The 15,600-nt window shown below is 42.5% G+C and carries 18 protein-coding genes; 11 read left to right on the top strand and 7 right to left on the bottom strand.

The window, feature by feature from the left end:
• Nucleotides 1-165: 165 nt before the first annotated feature.
• Nucleotides 166-1,029, top strand: a complete 864-nt coding sequence (locus VB693_RS01140; protein ID WP_190709687.1) for a cyanophycinase — start codon at nucleotides 166-168, stop codon at nucleotides 1,027-1,029.
• 170 nt (nucleotides 1,030-1,199) lie between these two features.
• Nucleotides 1,200-3,905, top strand: coding sequence for a cyanophycin synthetase (cphA, locus tag VB693_RS01135; protein ID WP_323264819.1), 2,706 nt, complete (start codon nucleotides 1,200-1,202; stop codon nucleotides 3,903-3,905).
• Nucleotides 3,906-3,973: 68 nt separating this feature from the next.
• Here cphA and tatA read toward each other — a convergent pair whose 3' ends face one another.
• The 4 genes from tatA to VB693_RS01115 all read right to left on the bottom strand — a co-directional run bounded on the left by tatA (nucleotide 3,974) and on the right by VB693_RS01115 (nucleotide 6,164).
• Entirely contained in the window at nucleotides 3,974-4,147 is a 174-nt protein-coding gene (gene tatA, locus VB693_RS01130) for a twin-arginine translocase TatA/TatE family subunit (RefSeq protein WP_190709655.1), read from the bottom strand.
• A gap of 46 nt (nucleotides 4,148-4,193) precedes the next feature.
• Nucleotides 4,194-4,454, bottom strand: coding sequence for a type II toxin-antitoxin system RelE/ParE family toxin (locus VB693_RS01125; RefSeq protein WP_323264697.1), 261 nt, complete (start codon nucleotides 4,452-4,454; stop codon nucleotides 4,194-4,196).
• Nucleotides 4,451-4,648, bottom strand: coding sequence for a hypothetical protein (locus VB693_RS01120; protein ID WP_190709659.1), 198 nt, complete (start codon nucleotides 4,646-4,648; stop codon nucleotides 4,451-4,453). The genes VB693_RS01125 and VB693_RS01120 overlap by 4 nt, the downstream gene beginning before the upstream one ends.
• A gap of 121 nt (nucleotides 4,649-4,769) precedes the next feature.
• Nucleotides 4,770-6,164: a serine/threonine-protein kinase gene (locus tag VB693_RS01115; protein ID WP_323264696.1), complete on the bottom strand. Its 1,395-nt coding sequence runs from the start codon at nucleotides 6,162-6,164 to the stop codon at nucleotides 4,770-4,772.
• Between the two features lie 178 nt (nucleotides 6,165-6,342).
• Here VB693_RS01115 and cbiT point away from each other — a divergent pair, with 178 nt between their 5' ends.
• A complete protein-coding gene (gene cbiT / locus VB693_RS01110; RefSeq protein WP_323264695.1) occupies nucleotides 6,343-6,945 on the top strand; it encodes a precorrin-6Y C5,15-methyltransferase subunit CbiT in 603 nt (200 codons plus the stop codon).
• A 130-nt stretch (nucleotides 6,946-7,075) separates the two neighbouring features.
• The gene (locus VB693_RS01105; protein WP_323264694.1) at nucleotides 7,076-7,966 is read left to right on the top strand and encodes a phosphatidate cytidylyltransferase; all 891 of its coding nucleotides are present in this window, start codon (nucleotides 7,076-7,078) and stop codon (nucleotides 7,964-7,966) included.
• A 126-nt stretch (nucleotides 7,967-8,092) separates the two neighbouring features.
• On the opposite strand, the gene VB693_RS01100 is transcribed toward VB693_RS01105, so the two are convergent.
• Nucleotides 8,093-8,830, bottom strand: a complete 738-nt coding sequence (locus tag VB693_RS01100; RefSeq protein WP_323264693.1) for a DUF2993 domain-containing protein — start codon at nucleotides 8,828-8,830, stop codon at nucleotides 8,093-8,095.
• A 147-nt stretch (nucleotides 8,831-8,977) separates the two neighbouring features.
• Here VB693_RS01100 and VB693_RS01095 point away from each other — a divergent pair, with 147 nt between their 5' ends.
• Nucleotides 8,978-9,793, top strand: a complete 816-nt coding sequence (locus tag VB693_RS01095) for a pseudouridine synthase (RefSeq protein ID WP_323264692.1) — start codon at nucleotides 8,978-8,980, stop codon at nucleotides 9,791-9,793.
• Nucleotides 9,768-10,583 carry a helix-turn-helix domain-containing protein gene (locus VB693_RS01090; RefSeq protein ID WP_323264691.1) on the top strand — a complete coding sequence of 272 codons (816 nt, stop codon included), beginning with the start codon at nucleotides 9,768-9,770 and terminating at the stop codon, nucleotides 10,581-10,583. The genes VB693_RS01095 and VB693_RS01090 overlap by 26 nt, the downstream gene beginning before the upstream one ends.
• A 55-nt stretch (nucleotides 10,584-10,638) precedes the next feature.
• Here VB693_RS01090 and malQ read toward each other — a convergent pair whose 3' ends face one another.
• The gene (malQ, locus tag VB693_RS01085; protein WP_323264690.1) at nucleotides 10,639-12,147 is read right to left on the bottom strand and encodes a 4-alpha-glucanotransferase; all 1,509 of its coding nucleotides are present in this window, start codon (nucleotides 12,145-12,147) and stop codon (nucleotides 10,639-10,641) included.
• A gap of 178 nt (nucleotides 12,148-12,325) precedes the next feature.
• Between malQ and VB693_RS01080 the strand changes: the two genes are divergently transcribed.
• The 5 genes from VB693_RS01080 (at nucleotide 12,326) to VB693_RS01060 (ending at nucleotide 15,092) form a co-directional block, all read left to right on the top strand.
• Complete coding sequence (locus tag VB693_RS01080) at nucleotides 12,326-12,763, top strand: NUDIX hydrolase (protein WP_323264689.1); 438 nt, start codon at nucleotides 12,326-12,328, stop codon at nucleotides 12,761-12,763.
• A 17-nt stretch (nucleotides 12,764-12,780) separates the two neighbouring features.
• The gene (locus tag VB693_RS01075; protein ID WP_323264688.1) at nucleotides 12,781-13,179 is read left to right on the top strand and encodes a RidA family protein; all 399 of its coding nucleotides are present in this window, start codon (nucleotides 12,781-12,783) and stop codon (nucleotides 13,177-13,179) included.
• Between the two features lie 128 nt (nucleotides 13,180-13,307).
• On the top strand, nucleotides 13,308-13,574 hold the full coding sequence (locus VB693_RS01070) for a ribbon-helix-helix domain-containing protein (RefSeq protein WP_323264687.1): 267 nt from the start codon (nucleotides 13,308-13,310) through the stop codon (nucleotides 13,572-13,574).
• The gene (locus VB693_RS01065; RefSeq protein ID WP_323264686.1) at nucleotides 13,571-13,876 is read left to right on the top strand and encodes a type II toxin-antitoxin system RelE/ParE family toxin; all 306 of its coding nucleotides are present in this window, start codon (nucleotides 13,571-13,573) and stop codon (nucleotides 13,874-13,876) included. The genes VB693_RS01070 and VB693_RS01065 overlap by 4 nt, the downstream gene beginning before the upstream one ends.
• An 817-nt stretch (nucleotides 13,877-14,693) precedes the next feature.
• Nucleotides 14,694-15,092, top strand: a complete 399-nt coding sequence (locus VB693_RS01060) for a hypothetical protein (RefSeq protein ID WP_323264685.1) — start codon at nucleotides 14,694-14,696, stop codon at nucleotides 15,090-15,092.
• 13 nt (nucleotides 15,093-15,105) lie between these two features.
• Here VB693_RS01060 and VB693_RS01055 read toward each other — a convergent pair whose 3' ends face one another.
• The gene (locus tag VB693_RS01055; protein WP_323264684.1) at nucleotides 15,106-15,519 is read right to left on the bottom strand and encodes a hypothetical protein; all 414 of its coding nucleotides are present in this window, start codon (nucleotides 15,517-15,519) and stop codon (nucleotides 15,106-15,108) included.
• Between the last annotated feature and the right edge of the window lie 81 nt (nucleotides 15,520-15,600).

Below are 15,600 nucleotides of genomic sequence, written 5' to 3'. Positions count from 1 at the left end.
CAGAATAATAAGGCTTCTTGTGGGTCGAATGCAGTGTCCTTAGTAAAAAACAAAGTGCAGGAACTATCAGGCTCATCAACCTTGTTAAATTCACACGCCATTCGCCACAAGCCGGGAAACCTGTCCAAGGCGATGGCTTCTGAAGTTGTTGACAGGAGAAACACAATGCCGGAATTAAAAGCTAAATCGCTGGAAATGAGGACACCCCAAGCTACAAAAACCGCCGTTCTGGTAATCGGAGGCGCAGAAGATAAAGTTCATGGACGAGACATCCTGAGAACTTTTTTTGGACGTTCTGGTGCAAGTAAGGCCTATATTACAATTATTCCATCCGCTTCCCGCGAACCCGCGATTATCGGTGGTCGGTACATCCGCATTTTTGAAGAAATGGGGGCTGAAAAGGTCGAGATTTTAGACATTCGTGAACGGGAACAGTGTGAATCTTCCCATGTGAAAGAATCCCTAGAAGCCTGTAGCGGGGTATTTTTGACCGGGGGCGACCAACTGCGACTGTGTGGTGTATTGTCAGATACGCCAGCTATGGAAATTATCCGTAAGCGGGTGCGAGGCGGACAACTGACTCTAGCAGGCACAAGTGCTGGAGCAGCCGTTATGGGGCATCACATGATTGCTGGTGGTGGGAGTGGTGAAACACCAAATCGTTCCCTAGTTGATATGGCGACCGGTTTGGGATTAATTCCTGAAGTCATTGTTGACCAACACTTTCACAATCGCAATCGCATGGGTCGCCTCATTAGCGCGGTGGCGGCTCATCCCGATAGACTAGGAATTGGCATCGATGAAGATACTTGTGCTGTATTTGAACGTGATGGTTGGCTACAGGTAATGGGCAAAGGCAGTGTCACTATTGTCGATCCCACAGAACTTACCCACACCAACGAACCCCACGTTGGTGCTAATGAACCGTTAACAGTGCATAATTTACGTCTGCATATCCTCAGCTATGGCGATCGCTTTCACCTGTACCAAAGGACTGTATTGCCTGCGGTACATCGCATCTCCAGCTGACGGAATAGAGTACCTGAGGTTAGACTGAATTGATCGCCTATTATTCTTTGTCGTAGAAAAATCATTGAAATACTATGTAAGAAGAAAATACTGTTTATAACGAACAGTTTAGCGGTCAATTCCAGTAAGAAACTAGAATTTTGGTTCCGAATCTCCATCTACCTATTCCCATGAGAATCCTCAAGATCCAGACCTTACGCGGCCCAAATTACTGGAGCATTCGACGCCACAAGCTGATCGTCATGCGCCTCGACTTAGAGAACCTTGCCGAGACACCCTCAAATGAAATCCCCGGTTTTTACGAAGGATTGGTAGAGGCGCTGCCAAGTCTAGAGGGTCACTACTGCTCACCTGGCTGTCGTGGTGGCTTTCTAATGAGAGTGCGAGAAGGCACGATGATGGGTCACATTGTCGAACACGTAGCCCTAGAACTCCAGGAATTAGCAGGAATGCACGTTGGCTTCGGCCGCACCCGTGAAACCGCCACACCTGGAATCTACCAGGTAGTAATTGAGTATTTAAACGAGGAAGCGGGACGCTATGCTGGCAGAGCAGCCGTCAGGTTGTGCCAAAGCATTGTAGATCGCGGTCGATACCCCAAGGCAGAACTAGAGCAAGATATCCAAGACCTCAAAGACCTATGGCGTGATGCTTCCCTAGGCCCTTCAACCGAAGCCATTGTCAAAGAAGCGGAAAAACGTGGTATCCCCTGGATGCAACTCAGCGCACGCTTTTTGATTCAACTTGGCTACGGCGTGAATCAAAAGCGGATGCAAGCCACAATGACCCAAAGAACTGGGATCTTAGGCGTAGAATTAGCCTGCGATAAAGAAGCCACCAAACGCATCTTAGCTGCGTGTGGTGTACCAGTACCTAGGGGTACAGTCATTAATTTCTTGGATGATTTAGAAGAAGCCATTGAACAGGTTGGTAGTTATCCCATTGTGATTAAGCCCCTAGATGGCAATCATGGGCGTGGTATCACCATTGATATTAGAACCTGGGAAGAAGCGGAGGCAGCCTACGAAGCAGCCAGACAAGTTTCCAGATCAATCATTGTAGAGAGGTATTATGTTGGGCGCGACCACAGGGTACTAGTGGTAGATGGTAAGGTCGTGGCAGTCGCCGAACGTGTGCCAGCTCATGTAATTGGTAATGGCAGATCCACAATTGCCCAACTAATCGAAGAAACCAACCAAGACCCTAACCGTGGCGATGGACATGATAACGTCCTTACCAAAATAGAACTAGACCGCACCAGTTACCAGCTACTTGAAAGGCAAGGTTACACCCTCAACAGCGTGCCACCCAAAGGCACGATTTGTTATTTAAAGGCAACCGCCAATTTAAGTACAGGTGGTGTTGCAGTAGACCGTACAGATGAAATTCACCCGGAAAACATTTGGTTAGCGCAAAGGGTAGTCAAGATTATTGGCTTGGATATCGGTGGACTAGATATCGTTACCTCTGACATTAGCCGCCCCTTACGAGAACTAGATGGCGTAGTTGTGGAAGTTAACGCTGCACCTGGTTTTAGGATGCACGTAGCCCCCAGTCAAGGCATTCCCCGCAATGTTGCCGGCGCAGTTATGGATATGCTGTTCCCCAATGAACAATCCAGCCGCATTCCCATTCTCAGTGTTACAGGCACTAACGGTAAAACTACAACTACCCGCCTGCTAGCTCATATCTATAAGCAGACAGGTAAAGTAGTAGGCTATACAACTACTGATGGTACTTATATCGGGGATTACTTGGTAGAATCTGGCGATAACACAGGCCCTCAAAGCGCACAGGTCATCTTGCAAGATCCCACAGTAGAAGTAGCAGTATTAGAAACAGCTCGCGGAGGTCTTCTCCGTTCTGGCTTGGGATTTGAATCAAGCAATGTGGGTGTCGTGTTAAATGTTGCGGCCGATCATTTAGGTATAGGCGACATAGACACCATTGACCAGCTAGCCAACCTCAAGAGTGTAGTGGCAGAAGCGGTATTTCCTGATGGTTACGTGGTACTTAACGCCGACGATCGCCGCGTGGCTGCAATGGCAGAAAAAACCAAAGCCAATATTGCTTACTTCACCATGAATCCCGACTCAGAACTAGTGCGCCAGCACATCCAGAAGGGAGGAGTAGCCGCAGTTTATGAAAATAGCTACCTGTCGATTGTTAAAGGCGACTGGACACATCGCATCGAAAGGGCAGAAAATATCCCCTTAACAATGGGAGGACGTGCGCCGTTTATGATTGCCAATGCCTTAGCTGCAAGTTTGGCAGCTTTTGTGCAGAACGTATCTATTGAACAAATTCGCGCCGGGTTAAAAACCTTTCGTGCTTCGGTGAGTCAAACACCAGGACGGATGAATTTATTTAATTTAGGCAACTATCACGCCTTGATAGACTATGCCCATAACCCAGCCAGTTATGAAGCCTTGGGTTCTTTTGTCCGCAACTGGACGACAGGACAACGGATTGGCATAGTCGGTGGGCCAGGCGATCGCCGTGACGAAGATTTTGTCACATTAGGCAAACTAGCAGCCGAGATTTTTGACTACATCATTGTTAAAGAAGACGACGATACCAGGGGACGAGCAAGGGGATCAGCCGCCGATTTGATTACCAAAGGCATTACCCAAGTTAAACCAGATGCCCGTTATGAATCAATTTTGGATGAAACCCAAGCAATTAACAAAGGCTTGGATATGGCCCCGGAAAAAGGTTTAGTAGTAATTCTGCCAGAGAGTGTCACCCGTGCTATTAAACTCATCAAGCTACGCGGTGTAGTCACAGAAGAGATTCAACAACAAAATACTCACACCACCATGATCGATAACCAAAATGGGATAGCATCAAATTCTGTTATTAATACTTTGCTGTAGTTAATAGTAGAGATGTGAACAGTCGCATCTCCACTATTGACTGTTGCTGAGTTGCCAATTTGAAATTTCTATTTTTCTTCGTATTCTGGGTTGGTATCTTCGTTAGGAGTTTTTAGCTCCTCCTTAAAACCTCGTAGGGTTTTACCGAGTGCGTTTCCCAATTCGGGAATTTTCTTGGGGCCAAAAATTACAATAGCTACAACAGCGATGATAACTACTTCCGGCCATCCTAGTCCAAACATATATAGTACCTCTAAACTATGTTTAATTAACTAATTTGTATCAAGACTAATCTTTATAAACATGACTACGATGTTTTACTTTAATCACAGTCACTAATAAGATAGTATCAAGTATTTGATAAATTACTCTATAATCACCCACTCGAATACGATATAAATAGTCTTCATCCGCCAATTTTTTAACCCCGTGGGAACTTGGGTCTATGGCTAATTCTTGAATTCTTAAGTCGATGCGTTCTTTAATATCGCTGGGTAATTTCTTTAATTGTTTATTAGCACCCTCGGTAAATTCAATTTGGTAAGTCACGCTATTTCTTTTTTGTATTCATCCCAAGATATAGTACCGTGAATTCTTGCATCTGCTATTTCAACACGAGCATCTCTAATATCTTCTTCATCCTCTAGCAGTTCTAAAACTTTTTCTAGTGTGCTTTCAGATGTGATATTTAGATGCTTTTGAATTAAATTAATTAGGGCTTGCCTTGTGGTTGTGGTTTCCATTTTTATACCTATATAATATTTTTGATTTCCTACTTATTTAATGGTAAATATATCATCTAAATTGAAATAAATATTTGAAATGGACAAAAGTTTAATTGCATGAGCAAAAATTGGTTCTTGTTTAGTCTCGCTGAATAGGGATACCAAGCCAATCACTTAATTCATGGGCTAACCATTCTAGTTCTGCTTCTGATTGAATGACGGTAGTATCACCAAGTTGATATTTTTGGACTCCAGCCCAAATCTCTAATTGTGGAGATACTTGAGTTTTATCGCCGCTAGAATCTCTAGTTAAATGCTTTGGTATGTAAACTAGCTTGGTAATACTTTCTCTTGGCGAAGGTCGGGGACGATGGAATTTAAAGCCAAACAATTCATAGGTCAAGTTAATTTGTTTACTATTTAAACGTAGTTGAATATTGCCAAATAAAGTGAAGAGAAAAATATAAACCATAAAGCCGCCAGCACCCCAAAAAGGCAATGAAAATAAGGCAAAGGGGAGATTGATGGGAAAAGGGGCTGAGAGTGCGCCAATTGTCCAAAATAGAATAAAAGAATTCCAGGCGATCGCAAATAATCCTGTAAACACCATTGATGGCTGAAAACCCAAGGGAGGAATGAGAATTTCTAACGTCTCCCAATTCTTAGTCAGCCGAATTTTACTACCAGCTGGTTGAGTAATAACTAAACTATTAATATTTGTAGGTGCTTGTGACTCGTCTAAAGCTTGCAGGGCAACACTCGCTGAACTGAACCGCCGTTCTAAGTTAGGTTCAGTCATCAACTTCAACCAGCGTGTTAAACCTGGACTGAGATGAGCTACAGATTCAAACTGAATCCGAAAATCCTTTTGGGGTAAATCAGCAGGATGACTACCTGTGACTAGGTAAATTAACGTTGCACCTAAGCTATAAAGGTCAGATGAAGTAACAGTGCGTCCGCCAAATTGCTCAGGTGGCATATAGCCATAAGTGCCAACTACAGTTCTTGTACCGCCTTCTGTAGCTAAGACAGTCTGTACTGAGCCAAAATCTACCAGATAAACCTGACCAACACTATTACCAGAACGCTCCCCTAATAAAATATTGCTAGGCTTAATATCACGATGGATCACTGGGGGATGCAATCGATGTAGATATATAAGTATTTCTAAAACTGCCTTAGCTACTTGTTTAACTTCTGTTTCGTTAAACGTTCTGCCACTTTGTAAGTATTGCTCTAAAGTGAGGGCTGGGATATAACTCTGTACTAGGGCAAAACCTTTGATGTTTGGCGAATTAACCTCAAAATAGTCAACATATCTTGGAATCAAGGGATGTGACAAAGATTTGAGAGTTTCCGCCTCACGCTCAAAGAGTTTGAGATCATCCCATTCAAAATCACTGCTAAAAGCTAGCAATTTGACAACTACTAATTCACTAGTAACTAAATCCCTAGCTAGTAGCGTCCGTCGCCCGGCTTTTTTGCCTAGCTGTTGTTGAATCTCGTAGCGAGCGTTGAATGTTTCCCCAATCATATGAGTGCTGAGTGCTGAGTGCTGAGTAATGAGTGGTGAGTAATGAGTAATAAATGCTGAGTAATGAGTGGGAATCGGGGGTTGGACATTAGGTAAAAACTTTTCCCTTGTGTCTCTTGTGTCCCTTGTGTCTCTTGTGTCCCTTATCTTCCTTGTCCTAGTATAATTGTGTATTCCTATGCCCTCCCAACTTTGGCCTTATGTTACTCCTGGCATTCCTGATGAACTGTTCGAGCATTTACCAGGAATCCCCTTTAGTCAGCGAGAAATTAGGTTGTTGATAATTTCGCAGTTGCGGCTAGAACCTGATTCTATATTGTGGGATATTGGTGCGGGTACAGGAACAATTCCCGTAGAAGTGGGACTATTGTGTCCAAAGGGGCAGATTATTGCTGTAGAACGGGATGAAGAAGTTGCCAACTTAATTAAGCGTAACTGCGATCGCTTTGGGGTCAAAAATGTAGAAGTGATTGAAGGTAGTGCGCCAGAATGTTTACATGAGATCAAAGTTACTCCCCACCGTGTTTGTATTGAGGGAGGGCGAGCAATCCAAGATATTTTGCAAGCTGTGTGGAATTATTTACCATCATCCGGAAGAGTGATAGCCACAGCTGCTAATCTGGAAAGTTTATATGCGATTTCTCAGAGTTTCTCGCAGTTACAAGCCAGAAACATTGAAGTTGTGCAGTCTGCGGTTAACCGTTTAGAGAGGCGAGGCTTTTCTCAAACCTTTGCCGCAGTTGATCCCATTTTTATCCTCAGTGGTGAGAAACTAGACTAGAGATTGGGGATCGGGGATTGGGTATTGGGTATTGTATTTTTCTCCCCCTATTTCCCCTGCTTTCTTGTACTCTGTCCTCTGTCACCTGTCCCCTGTCCCCTGTCCCCCAATCCCAATATTAAATACTTCTATGCCTTGGTCTCGGATTATTAGTGGAATTGTTGCGATCGCTCTTGCTTTGGGTGCTGTCCTGTTGGGGGGTTGGTACTTTACTATCATGCTCGCTGTTGTGGTTTTTTTGGGACAACAGGAATATTTTGATTTAGTGCGAACCAGAGGTATTTTACCAGCTGCTAAAACTACTCTATTTCTGAGTCTAGTTTTGCTAGTAGTTTCTAAAATTGATGGTACTTTAGCTGATGCTGTCATGCCCATCGCTGGCACATTTATTTGTTTTTACTTGCTGTTTCAGCCAAAAATGGCCACAATCGCAGATGTTTCGGCTTCGATTATGGGGCTATTTTATGTAGGGTATTTACCTAGCTATTGGGTGCGTTTACGTACAATTGACAGCGCAGCTATCAGTAATTTACCTCTAGATGGTTATTGGCCAGGAACATGGACAGATATTTTCGGAGAGAACAATTTTGCTTCTCTACCAAAAGGGCTAACAATCACGGTGTTAACTTTCTTGTGTATTTGGGCTGCGGATATTGGCGCATACACTATCGGTAGATTTTTTGGTAAAACTCGTCTGTCTGATATCAGCCCTAAGAAAACCGTTGAAGGTGCTGTCTTTGGGATCAGTGCTAGTCTGGGTGTAGCCCTCACTGGGTCTTATTATTTACAATTACCGCAATTTTTCGTCACAGGTATTACCCTAGGTTTACTGATTGGCCTTGCTAGCCTTTTAGGCGATCTTACGGAATCCATGCTCAAGCGTGATGCTGGTGTGAAAGATTCAGGACAATTAATCCCCGGACATGGGGGGATTTTAGACCGTACTGATAGCTATATCTTCACAGCTCCTTTGGTCTACTATTTTGTCACCCTCATTTTGCCACTGCTGGGTAATTCGTAATTAAGATATACTGAAAATACTTACTTAGTTGGACTTTTTGTTACCTAATCCCCTGCTCTCTTGTCCTCTGTCACCTGTCACCTGTCACCTGTCACCTGTCACCTGTCACCTGTCACCTGTCACCTGTCACGGATTAACGTTAACTTGTCCGTGACAAACTAATTTACCGGGGATCAGAGTAAGTTCTTGAAGATTGACATCTGAGCCAAGATGAAAATTGTAATTATCGTTACTTTCTAAGAGAGTGATGACCGACGGTCGGTCGTAGACCATCGCGTCTTGTGTGACTTGAATGTGAGATAGTTGCAACTCTTGTCCACTCAGCAATTTTAAGGAGAAGCTAATTTTGAGGGGTATAGGTTCACCTGTAGATGCTAGGATTGCATTGAGTGTGAGTTGTTGATTGTCTAGAATAATCTTTTGCCACACAATAGACTTGGATTTTGGACAAAATTCTGGTAAAAGTTTAACCAGTAAATCATTTAAAGCAGTTGATAATAGTTCAGATGAGAGGGAAGCATTTAGATCCTTCTCCTCTATGATCAATTCGCCAACTACTGGTACTACGTGTAGCAGTTGCAAAGGCTGGCCTTTCAGTATTTGGCCTATGTTGATTTGAATATTCTCTGCTGCTAGTTTAATGTGGGTAATATGGAGACCTTGATATACAGAATGATTGGCCAATATGGAAACCCAAGGGATGCAGCCGGAAAGCAGCTGGCGATCGCTTGCTTTGATTTCCACTTCTAGCTGAGAGACTTGGCTAACTTGCGCCCTTAACCATAGCTTCAGTGCTGTCTTGAGGACGTTCGTAATAATGTGGATTTTGTGGAAGTGTCTGGTTTGGGGATTTGGTTCTGGCATTTAACCACTCTCATAAATGGGTATTTGCTTAGTATCAACTCAACTGAAACAAGCATTAACTGTACCATTTATGGCTACATCATACAAAATGCCAATATGATGATTATTTATTATCTAAAACATTAAATTGTTACCCGTAATTTCTACATGGAAACCAGGTTACAAAAGGTTCTTGCTGAATTGGGTGTAGCCTCACGCCGAGAAGCCGAAGAAATGATTCGGCGATCGCGGGTGCGGATCAATGGTGTATTTGCACAAATAGGACAAAAAGTTGACCCCCAAAAGGATAGGATTACAGTTGACGGTCAGCTAATATCGGCGCAGTATCGTCCACCGCTAGTTTATGTCCTACTCAACAAACCCCTAGGAGTCGTTTCCACCTGTCACGATCCCCAAGGTAGAAAGACAGTCATCGATTTATTACCTGAAAAATTACGACAGGGTACTGGTATTCATCCCGTTGGCCGCCTAGATGTATATTCTTCAGGAGCATTAATACTCACTAATGATGGAGAATTGACATTTAAGCTAACCCATCCCCGTCACAGTATTCCTAAGACCTATCAAGTTGTAGTTAAAGGTCATCCCTCGGAAGCGGTACTGGAAAAGTGGCGTAGGGGTGTGCTGTTAGACGGGAAAATTACCCGCCCAGCCGAGGTAAATTTCCTAGAAAAGCTGGCTGATAACAGTCATTTAGAAGTTGTTCTCAAGGAGGGACGAAACCGCCAAATTCGCCGTGTAGCAGAACAATTGGGCTATCCAGTAGTAAAGCTACATCGAAGCGCGATCGGTCATATTCAATTACAAACGTCAAAAGCACCCCTGGTAAAAGAAGGTCAATATCGTGTTCTCCAAGATGACGAAATTCGCTGTCTGCAAAATCAGATAAAGCACATACCTATTAAAGATTCAGCTGAGGTAAGGAGCGTAAAAAGACATGAAATGGCTAAAGAGAAAAAATAATGAGCAACCACAACTCTCTATAGAACAACAAAGAGTCGAAAAACTCACAGAAATGGGGGCGCAGTTGTGGGCTTCGCGTCAAGAAAAGGGTCTATCTTTAGAGGAAATGGTAGGATTAACTAAAATTCCTCGGCGACTTCTACAGGCGATTGAAGAAGGTAATATAGATGATTTGCCAGAACCCATCTATATTCAAGGCTTAATTAGACAATTTGCGGATGCGCTGGGTTTTAAAGGCGGGGAATTCGCCAGTCAATTTCCTGTGAATTTTCAAACTGTGAATACTCCGCAGGTGAATCCAAACCAATCAATATCGATGGGCTTATTGCGCCCCATACATCTTTATTTACTCTATATATTCCTGATTATCTCCTCTGTTAGCAGCTTGTCTCATGTATTAAATAATGCTGCCTTGAGAGCAAATGGTAGAGATCCTAAACAAAACAATCAAGAAACTCTCGTCACAACACCCCAGACTCAATCTCAACAGTCTAAAACTCTACCAGTCAGCGATCGCCTAACAGTTAACAAAGATAGTCAATCAGTCCAGATTGGCGTAACCTTACAAGCATCCTCGTGGATTCGGGTAATAGCTGATGGCAAAACCGAGTTTGAAGGAGTGTTACCAGAGGGCGCACATCGTGTTTGGAAGGCTCAAGAACAGTTGACAGTAAGAACTAATAATGCTGGTGGTGTACTGATGAGTGTGAATCAGCAAGCTGCCAAGCAAATGGGGGAATTTGGCAAGGAGGAAGAAATTAAAATTGCTGCGGTTAAACCTGAATCATGAAACCCAGAGGAAGAAGCGGGAAAATCTCCCCGACTTCCTCTTTTCCTCTTTTCCTTTATTTCCCTTGAGGGGCGCGTCCGTAGAGTTTAGTAAGATTTTTGAGGCGATCGCCTAATTCTGATCTTAAAGCTGCCGATTGATAACGCCACTGCCAATTACCCTCAGCCGTGCTGGGAAAATTCATTCGCGCTTCAGTTCCCAAACCCAAAATATCCTGCAACGGCATAATGGCTTGATTGGCGATGGAACTTAAAGCCAATCTAATTAAATCCCAGTGAATCCCTTCAGGACTGACACAACCTAAATAAAGCAACAGGTTTTCTTTTTCGTAGTCATTGGCTGCATTAAACCAGCCGACAGTTGTGTCATTGTCGTGAGTGCCGGTATAAACGACGAAATTACGCCCATAATTAAAAGGTAAAAACGGATTGCCGGGATCAGAACCAAAGGCAAAATGTAACACCTTCATACCGGGAAACTCATATTTATCCCGCAACGCCTCAACTTCTGGTGTAATGACACCCAAATCTTCAGCTAACACAGGTAATTTACCCAAGTTCTGTTTAATCACATCAAACAACTCTTCACCTGGTGCTTTCATCCACTCACCATTCATAGCTGTTTCTTCCCCTTGCGGGACAGCCCAAAAAGCTTCAAAGCCTCGGAAGTGGTCAATGCGAATCACATCTATATAATCCAGCATCGCCTCAAAGCGACCCAACCACCATTTAAAGTTTTGTTTTTGCAACTCCTCCCAGTTATAAACCGGGTTGCCCCATAATTGACCAGTTGCACTAAAGTAATCGGGTGGAACTCCCGCCATTAGTGCAGGTTGCATAGTTTCCTCATCCAAACAAAAGATATCGGGATGCGCCCACACATCAGCACTATCTTGAGCTACATAGATGGGAATATCGCCAATAATTTGAATTCCGCTCATATTGGCGTAATTTTTTAGTTCTGACCACTGGCGGAAAAATTCAAATTGGACAAACTTATAGTAAAAAATCTCAGATTTTAGCTGTTGTCTAGCCATCTCCATCATTGCTGGTTCGCGCTTCACCAGTTCCGGCTTCCAAGTATGCCAACTTGTGCCGTTGTGGGCATCCTTGAGGGACATGAAGAGAGCATAATCATCCAACCAATAAGCCTTACTATCGCAGAACCCGGCAAATTCTTTTTTTTGTAAAGGTGTGGCTTTGGCTTGAAAATTGTTGCAGGCTGTTTTTAGTAACCTAACTTTGATGGGGATAACTCGGTCGTAATCTACTTGATTAGGATCAAATTCTGGTAGATTAGCAAAGTCCTCCTCAGCTAATAAACCCTGTTCTTGTAATTGTTCTGGGTTAATCAGTAAGTGATTACCCGCCATTGCCGAATAGGAAGCATAAGGAGAATTGCCATACCCAGTAGGCCCCAAAGGTAAAACTTGCCAGTATTGCTGGTAACTTTCTCTAAGAAAATCAATAAACTTATAGGCTTCTAAGCCCAAATCCCCCATGCCAAATCGACTAGGGAAAGAGGTAGGATGCAACAAAATGCCACTGGATCTAGGAAAAGGCATATTTAACGTGAAATATAGGAGGAAGCGATCCCATCGAATTTATCACGCTGAGGTCAGCTTGGAAAGCTATCTTTTGGTTGGGATTTCAATTCAAAATTCAAAATTCAAAATGAAAGAACTCCTGGGAATGGTGCTTGGGTAGTAGAGAAGAAAAACTAATGACTATTGACTATTGATTATGACTTACAAAAATCCTGCGCCTACGGTAGATATCATTATTGAATTAATAGACAGACCTCATCGACCAATTATTTTAATTGAGCGACACAACGAGCCTTTGGGTTGGGCAATTCCTGGGGGATTTGTAGATTATGGCGAACCTGTAGAAGTGGCGGCGCGGCGGGAAGCTGAGGAAGAAATAGGGTTACAGATAGAATTAATTGAGCAATTTTTGGTGTATTCTGACCCCAAGCGTGACCCGCGTCAGCATACGATTAGCATTGTGTTTTTAGCAACCGCCACAGGAGAACCCAAAGCTGGGGATGATGCGAAGAATGTGGGGATTTTTGAGCCTTGGCGTGTACCAAGTAACTTATGTTTTGACCACGATCGCATTTTGCGGGATTATTGGCGTTATCGACATCATGGGATTCGTCCCCGATTGAGTTTTGAGTAACGCACCGCAGAGGAAATATGACTAAACAAGTTATTCGTACTGAGCAAGCACCTGCACCAGTAGGGCCTTATAATCAAGCGATCGCAGTTTCTGGTCAAATGCTATTTGTGGCTGGACAAATTCCCCTCAACCCTAGCAGTGGGGAAATTGTGGGTGCAGGGGATGTCAAACAACAAACACAACAAGTAATGGCAAATTTGCAAGCCATCTTAACAGCAGGTGGCGCAAGCTTTGCTGATGTTGTTAAGACATCGGTATTTTTAGCTGATATGAATGATTTTGCTACTGTGAATGCAGTTTATGCCCAGTATTTTGATGAAGCCACAGCTCCCGCTCGCGCTTGTGTAGAAGTATCGCGCTTACCAAAGGATGTGTTAGTCGAAATTGACTGTATCGCAGTCATACCCCAAAAATAGAGTTTAGCTTTAGATACTGGGGAATAAGTTACAGGTGTAAGAATGTAGATTAAGAGGTTGGGGGAGTTTTCGCTTTTGTCTCCTACACCCTCTACTTCTCACTCCCCATTCCCTACTTCCCATATATCATGAACATCCAACTTAAACCAGAACACGAAAAATTTATCCAAGCTCAAATTGCTAGTGGTAAATTTACAAATGCAGATGAGGTGATTGATATAGCCTTTCATTTGCTAGCAAAATTAAATTCCGAGTATGCTTTGTGGCTGGAAGATACTCGGCAAAAAGTTGATGTGGCGATCGCAGAAATTGAAAGAGGGGAAGGTTTGGATGGGGAAACTGTAGTAATGCAGATACTCGAAAGATTCCAAAAAGCCCGTGAGTCTGAGAAATGAGCCACTATATTATTGCCCCATCAGCCAGTCGTGACTTAAATGAAATTGCTGACTACTTTCTCCCTAGAAATGTGGACTTAGGGGAAAAACTATTTCAAGAATTTAGTAATAAATGCCAAAAATTAACACAATTCCCCAATATGGGGCGTAGTTATGCTCATATTAGACCAAAATTGCGTGGCTTGCCCCTAGATGGATATATAATTTTCTACCAAGTCATTGATAATGGGGTCAAAATTCTTCGAGTTGTTAGCGGTCGTCAAGATTTAGAGTCTTTATTTGTACAATCAGATGAAGATTAAAACTGTCAATGGTTGATGATTTAGGGCGGAGATTTGCCCGTAAATCTAAAAAAGTGCAACCGCAAGCCTCATAAGTTGAGAAATTAACTGGAAGTTTTTACCAAAAACTTAAAAATTTGAGCTTCTGAGCTTGGGTGTTTCTGTTTCAAGTGAAAAACTCCAAGTTCAGAGCTTTAATTTTGGTGTTTTAAGTGAGAATATTTCTATTTCAAAGGAGAACCTTTTCGTTTTAAGTGAGGATGTTTCTATTTCGTCCGAGAATGTTTTTATTTCCAGTGAAAAATGCCGTGTTCAGAACTACATAGTTGTGGGTGAAAAGCGATCGCTGGAGATAATATCGGTTATTACGTAGCTGAGGAACAAAAGCAAACTTGAATTTTCTAAACAGTCGAGTTTCTAAGTCTTTCATTTTAGTAAAGACTTAGAATTATAGCGGTTTGCAGTTGAGTCTAATACAGACCTAACCCCCAACCCCTTCCCTACAAGGGAAGGGGAGTAAAGCTCAAAGCCTCTCTCCTTGTAGGCTACGGTGTACACACATCTTTGTGCTGGGTGCAAAATGTGGTTTGATCCCCCCTAACCCCCCTTAAAAAAGGGGGGAATAGATTCAAAGTCCCCCTTTTTAAGGGGGATTTAGGGGTATCAAAACGTTGTAGGGCTAGGTTATTAGACTTGTGTGTACACGGTAGCCTTGTAGGAGAGAGGTTAGAGTGTATTGCATACAAACGAGAAGTGCTATAAATCTTTCTAAATCCGAAACGATTAACGCGTAGTTAATAGTTATTTTATCAAAGATAGAGATAAAACTTATCTACTAATGCAGCGTTATGAAGAAGTAATCCAAGATTTTAATATCGCTATAAATTTAGATTTAAACAACGATTGGTATTTATATATCCGTGCTTTAGCATATACGGCTCTTCACCAAAAAGATCAAGCACACGCTGACTTAGCACTTGCCATTAAGCTTGCTAAACAGGGTTACGAACAAGATGCTAAAAACTGGTGTAATACATTTAATTTAGCCATCTACTATTTAGCTGTTGAATATACTAACCCAGCAGAAGAGTTGTATCGTTACGCGTTATCTCATAGTGCTTCCTTAAAGAGTAAACGTGACGCAATTCAAGACCTCAACGAATTTTTGATAATTTTCCCTAATCATTTACAAGCTCAAGCTATGCGTCAGTTATTACAATCTTCCCTAGCAAATTAATAGTCATCTTGAATTATCGCGAAAAACCCTGGGCTGCTAAATATTCCTTCGCTGGTTCTAAAATCTCTTTCCTAATAATTATCTTAACTTTAGGCTCACATAAATACAACCGAAAACGGTCTACAAACAAACCATTAGCAGACTCAATTTTCTGAATCGCACTCCAAGGAATTAACAACGGTGGAGATCCAAAACTAAATAAGGGAAACACACTCAAATAAATCCCTTTAGAAGTGACACCAACATTTAAAGTGCTTTTGTAGTACACCCAACCGACAGAACCGCGTTCCATCCGAGAAAAGTTTGGTGGTTCATGGGTGCGGTAGAGTTTGGCTAGACGATTCCAGTTATGACGAAACAGAAAAATCATGACAACCATACTCACCGCGAAAAAGGCTATGTAAGGCCAATCTAGATTCTTTGACATTTGAAAATTCAGAATTATGTAAAATTCAATAAATAACTCAAGTTGGTAAAATGCGATCGCTCCAGCAATATCTTGTAATTA

It is taken from the genome of Anabaena sp. UHCC 0399 (genome assembly GCF_034931465.1).
Classification (GTDB): domain Bacteria; phylum Cyanobacteriota; class Cyanobacteriia; order Cyanobacteriales; family Nostocaceae; genus Trichormus; species Trichormus minutissimus.
The sequence above is the reverse complement of the archived record's forward strand: the minus strand, read 5'-3'. Positions and strand labels throughout refer to the sequence as shown.

Coding starts and splice junctions, on each gene's coding strand:
- VB693_RS01140 (WP_190709687.1), top strand. CDS start 166: ATGCCGGAATTAAAAGCTAAATCGCTGGAAATGAGGACACCCCAAGCT.
- cphA (WP_323264819.1), top strand. CDS start 1,200: ATGAGAATCCTCAAGATCCAGACCTTACGCGGCCCAAATTACTGGAGC.
- tatA (WP_190709655.1), bottom strand. CDS start 4,147: ATGTTTGGACTAGGATGGCCGGAAGTAGTTATCATCGCTGTTGTAGCT.
- VB693_RS01120 (WP_190709659.1), bottom strand. CDS start 4,648: ATGGAAACCACAACCACAAGGCAAGCCCTAATTAATTTAATTCAAAAG.
- VB693_RS01115 (WP_323264696.1), bottom strand. CDS start 6,164: ATGATTGGGGAAACATTCAACGCTCGCTACGAGATTCAACAACAGCTA.
- cbiT (WP_323264695.1), top strand. CDS start 6,343: ATGCCCTCCCAACTTTGGCCTTATGTTACTCCTGGCATTCCTGATGAA.
- VB693_RS01105 (WP_323264694.1), top strand. CDS start 7,076: ATGCCTTGGTCTCGGATTATTAGTGGAATTGTTGCGATCGCTCTTGCT.
- VB693_RS01100 (WP_323264693.1), bottom strand. CDS start 8,830: ATGCCAGAACCAAATCCCCAAACCAGACACTTCCACAAAATCCACATT.
- VB693_RS01095 (WP_323264692.1), top strand. CDS start 8,978: ATGGAAACCAGGTTACAAAAGGTTCTTGCTGAATTGGGTGTAGCCTCA.
- VB693_RS01090 (WP_323264691.1), top strand. CDS start 9,768: ATGAAATGGCTAAAGAGAAAAAATAATGAGCAACCACAACTCTCTATA.
- malQ (WP_323264690.1), bottom strand. CDS start 12,147: ATGCCTTTTCCTAGATCCAGTGGCATTTTGTTGCATCCTACCTCTTTC.
- VB693_RS01080 (WP_323264689.1), top strand. CDS start 12,326: ATGACTTACAAAAATCCTGCGCCTACGGTAGATATCATTATTGAATTA.
- VB693_RS01075 (WP_323264688.1), top strand. CDS start 12,781: ATGACTAAACAAGTTATTCGTACTGAGCAAGCACCTGCACCAGTAGGG.
- VB693_RS01070 (WP_323264687.1), top strand. CDS start 13,308: ATGAACATCCAACTTAAACCAGAACACGAAAAATTTATCCAAGCTCAA.
- VB693_RS01065 (WP_323264686.1), top strand. CDS start 13,571: ATGAGCCACTATATTATTGCCCCATCAGCCAGTCGTGACTTAAATGAA.
- VB693_RS01060 (WP_323264685.1), top strand. CDS start 14,694: ATGCAGCGTTATGAAGAAGTAATCCAAGATTTTAATATCGCTATAAAT.
- VB693_RS01055 (WP_323264684.1), bottom strand. CDS start 15,519: ATGTCAAAGAATCTAGATTGGCCTTACATAGCCTTTTTCGCGGTGAGT.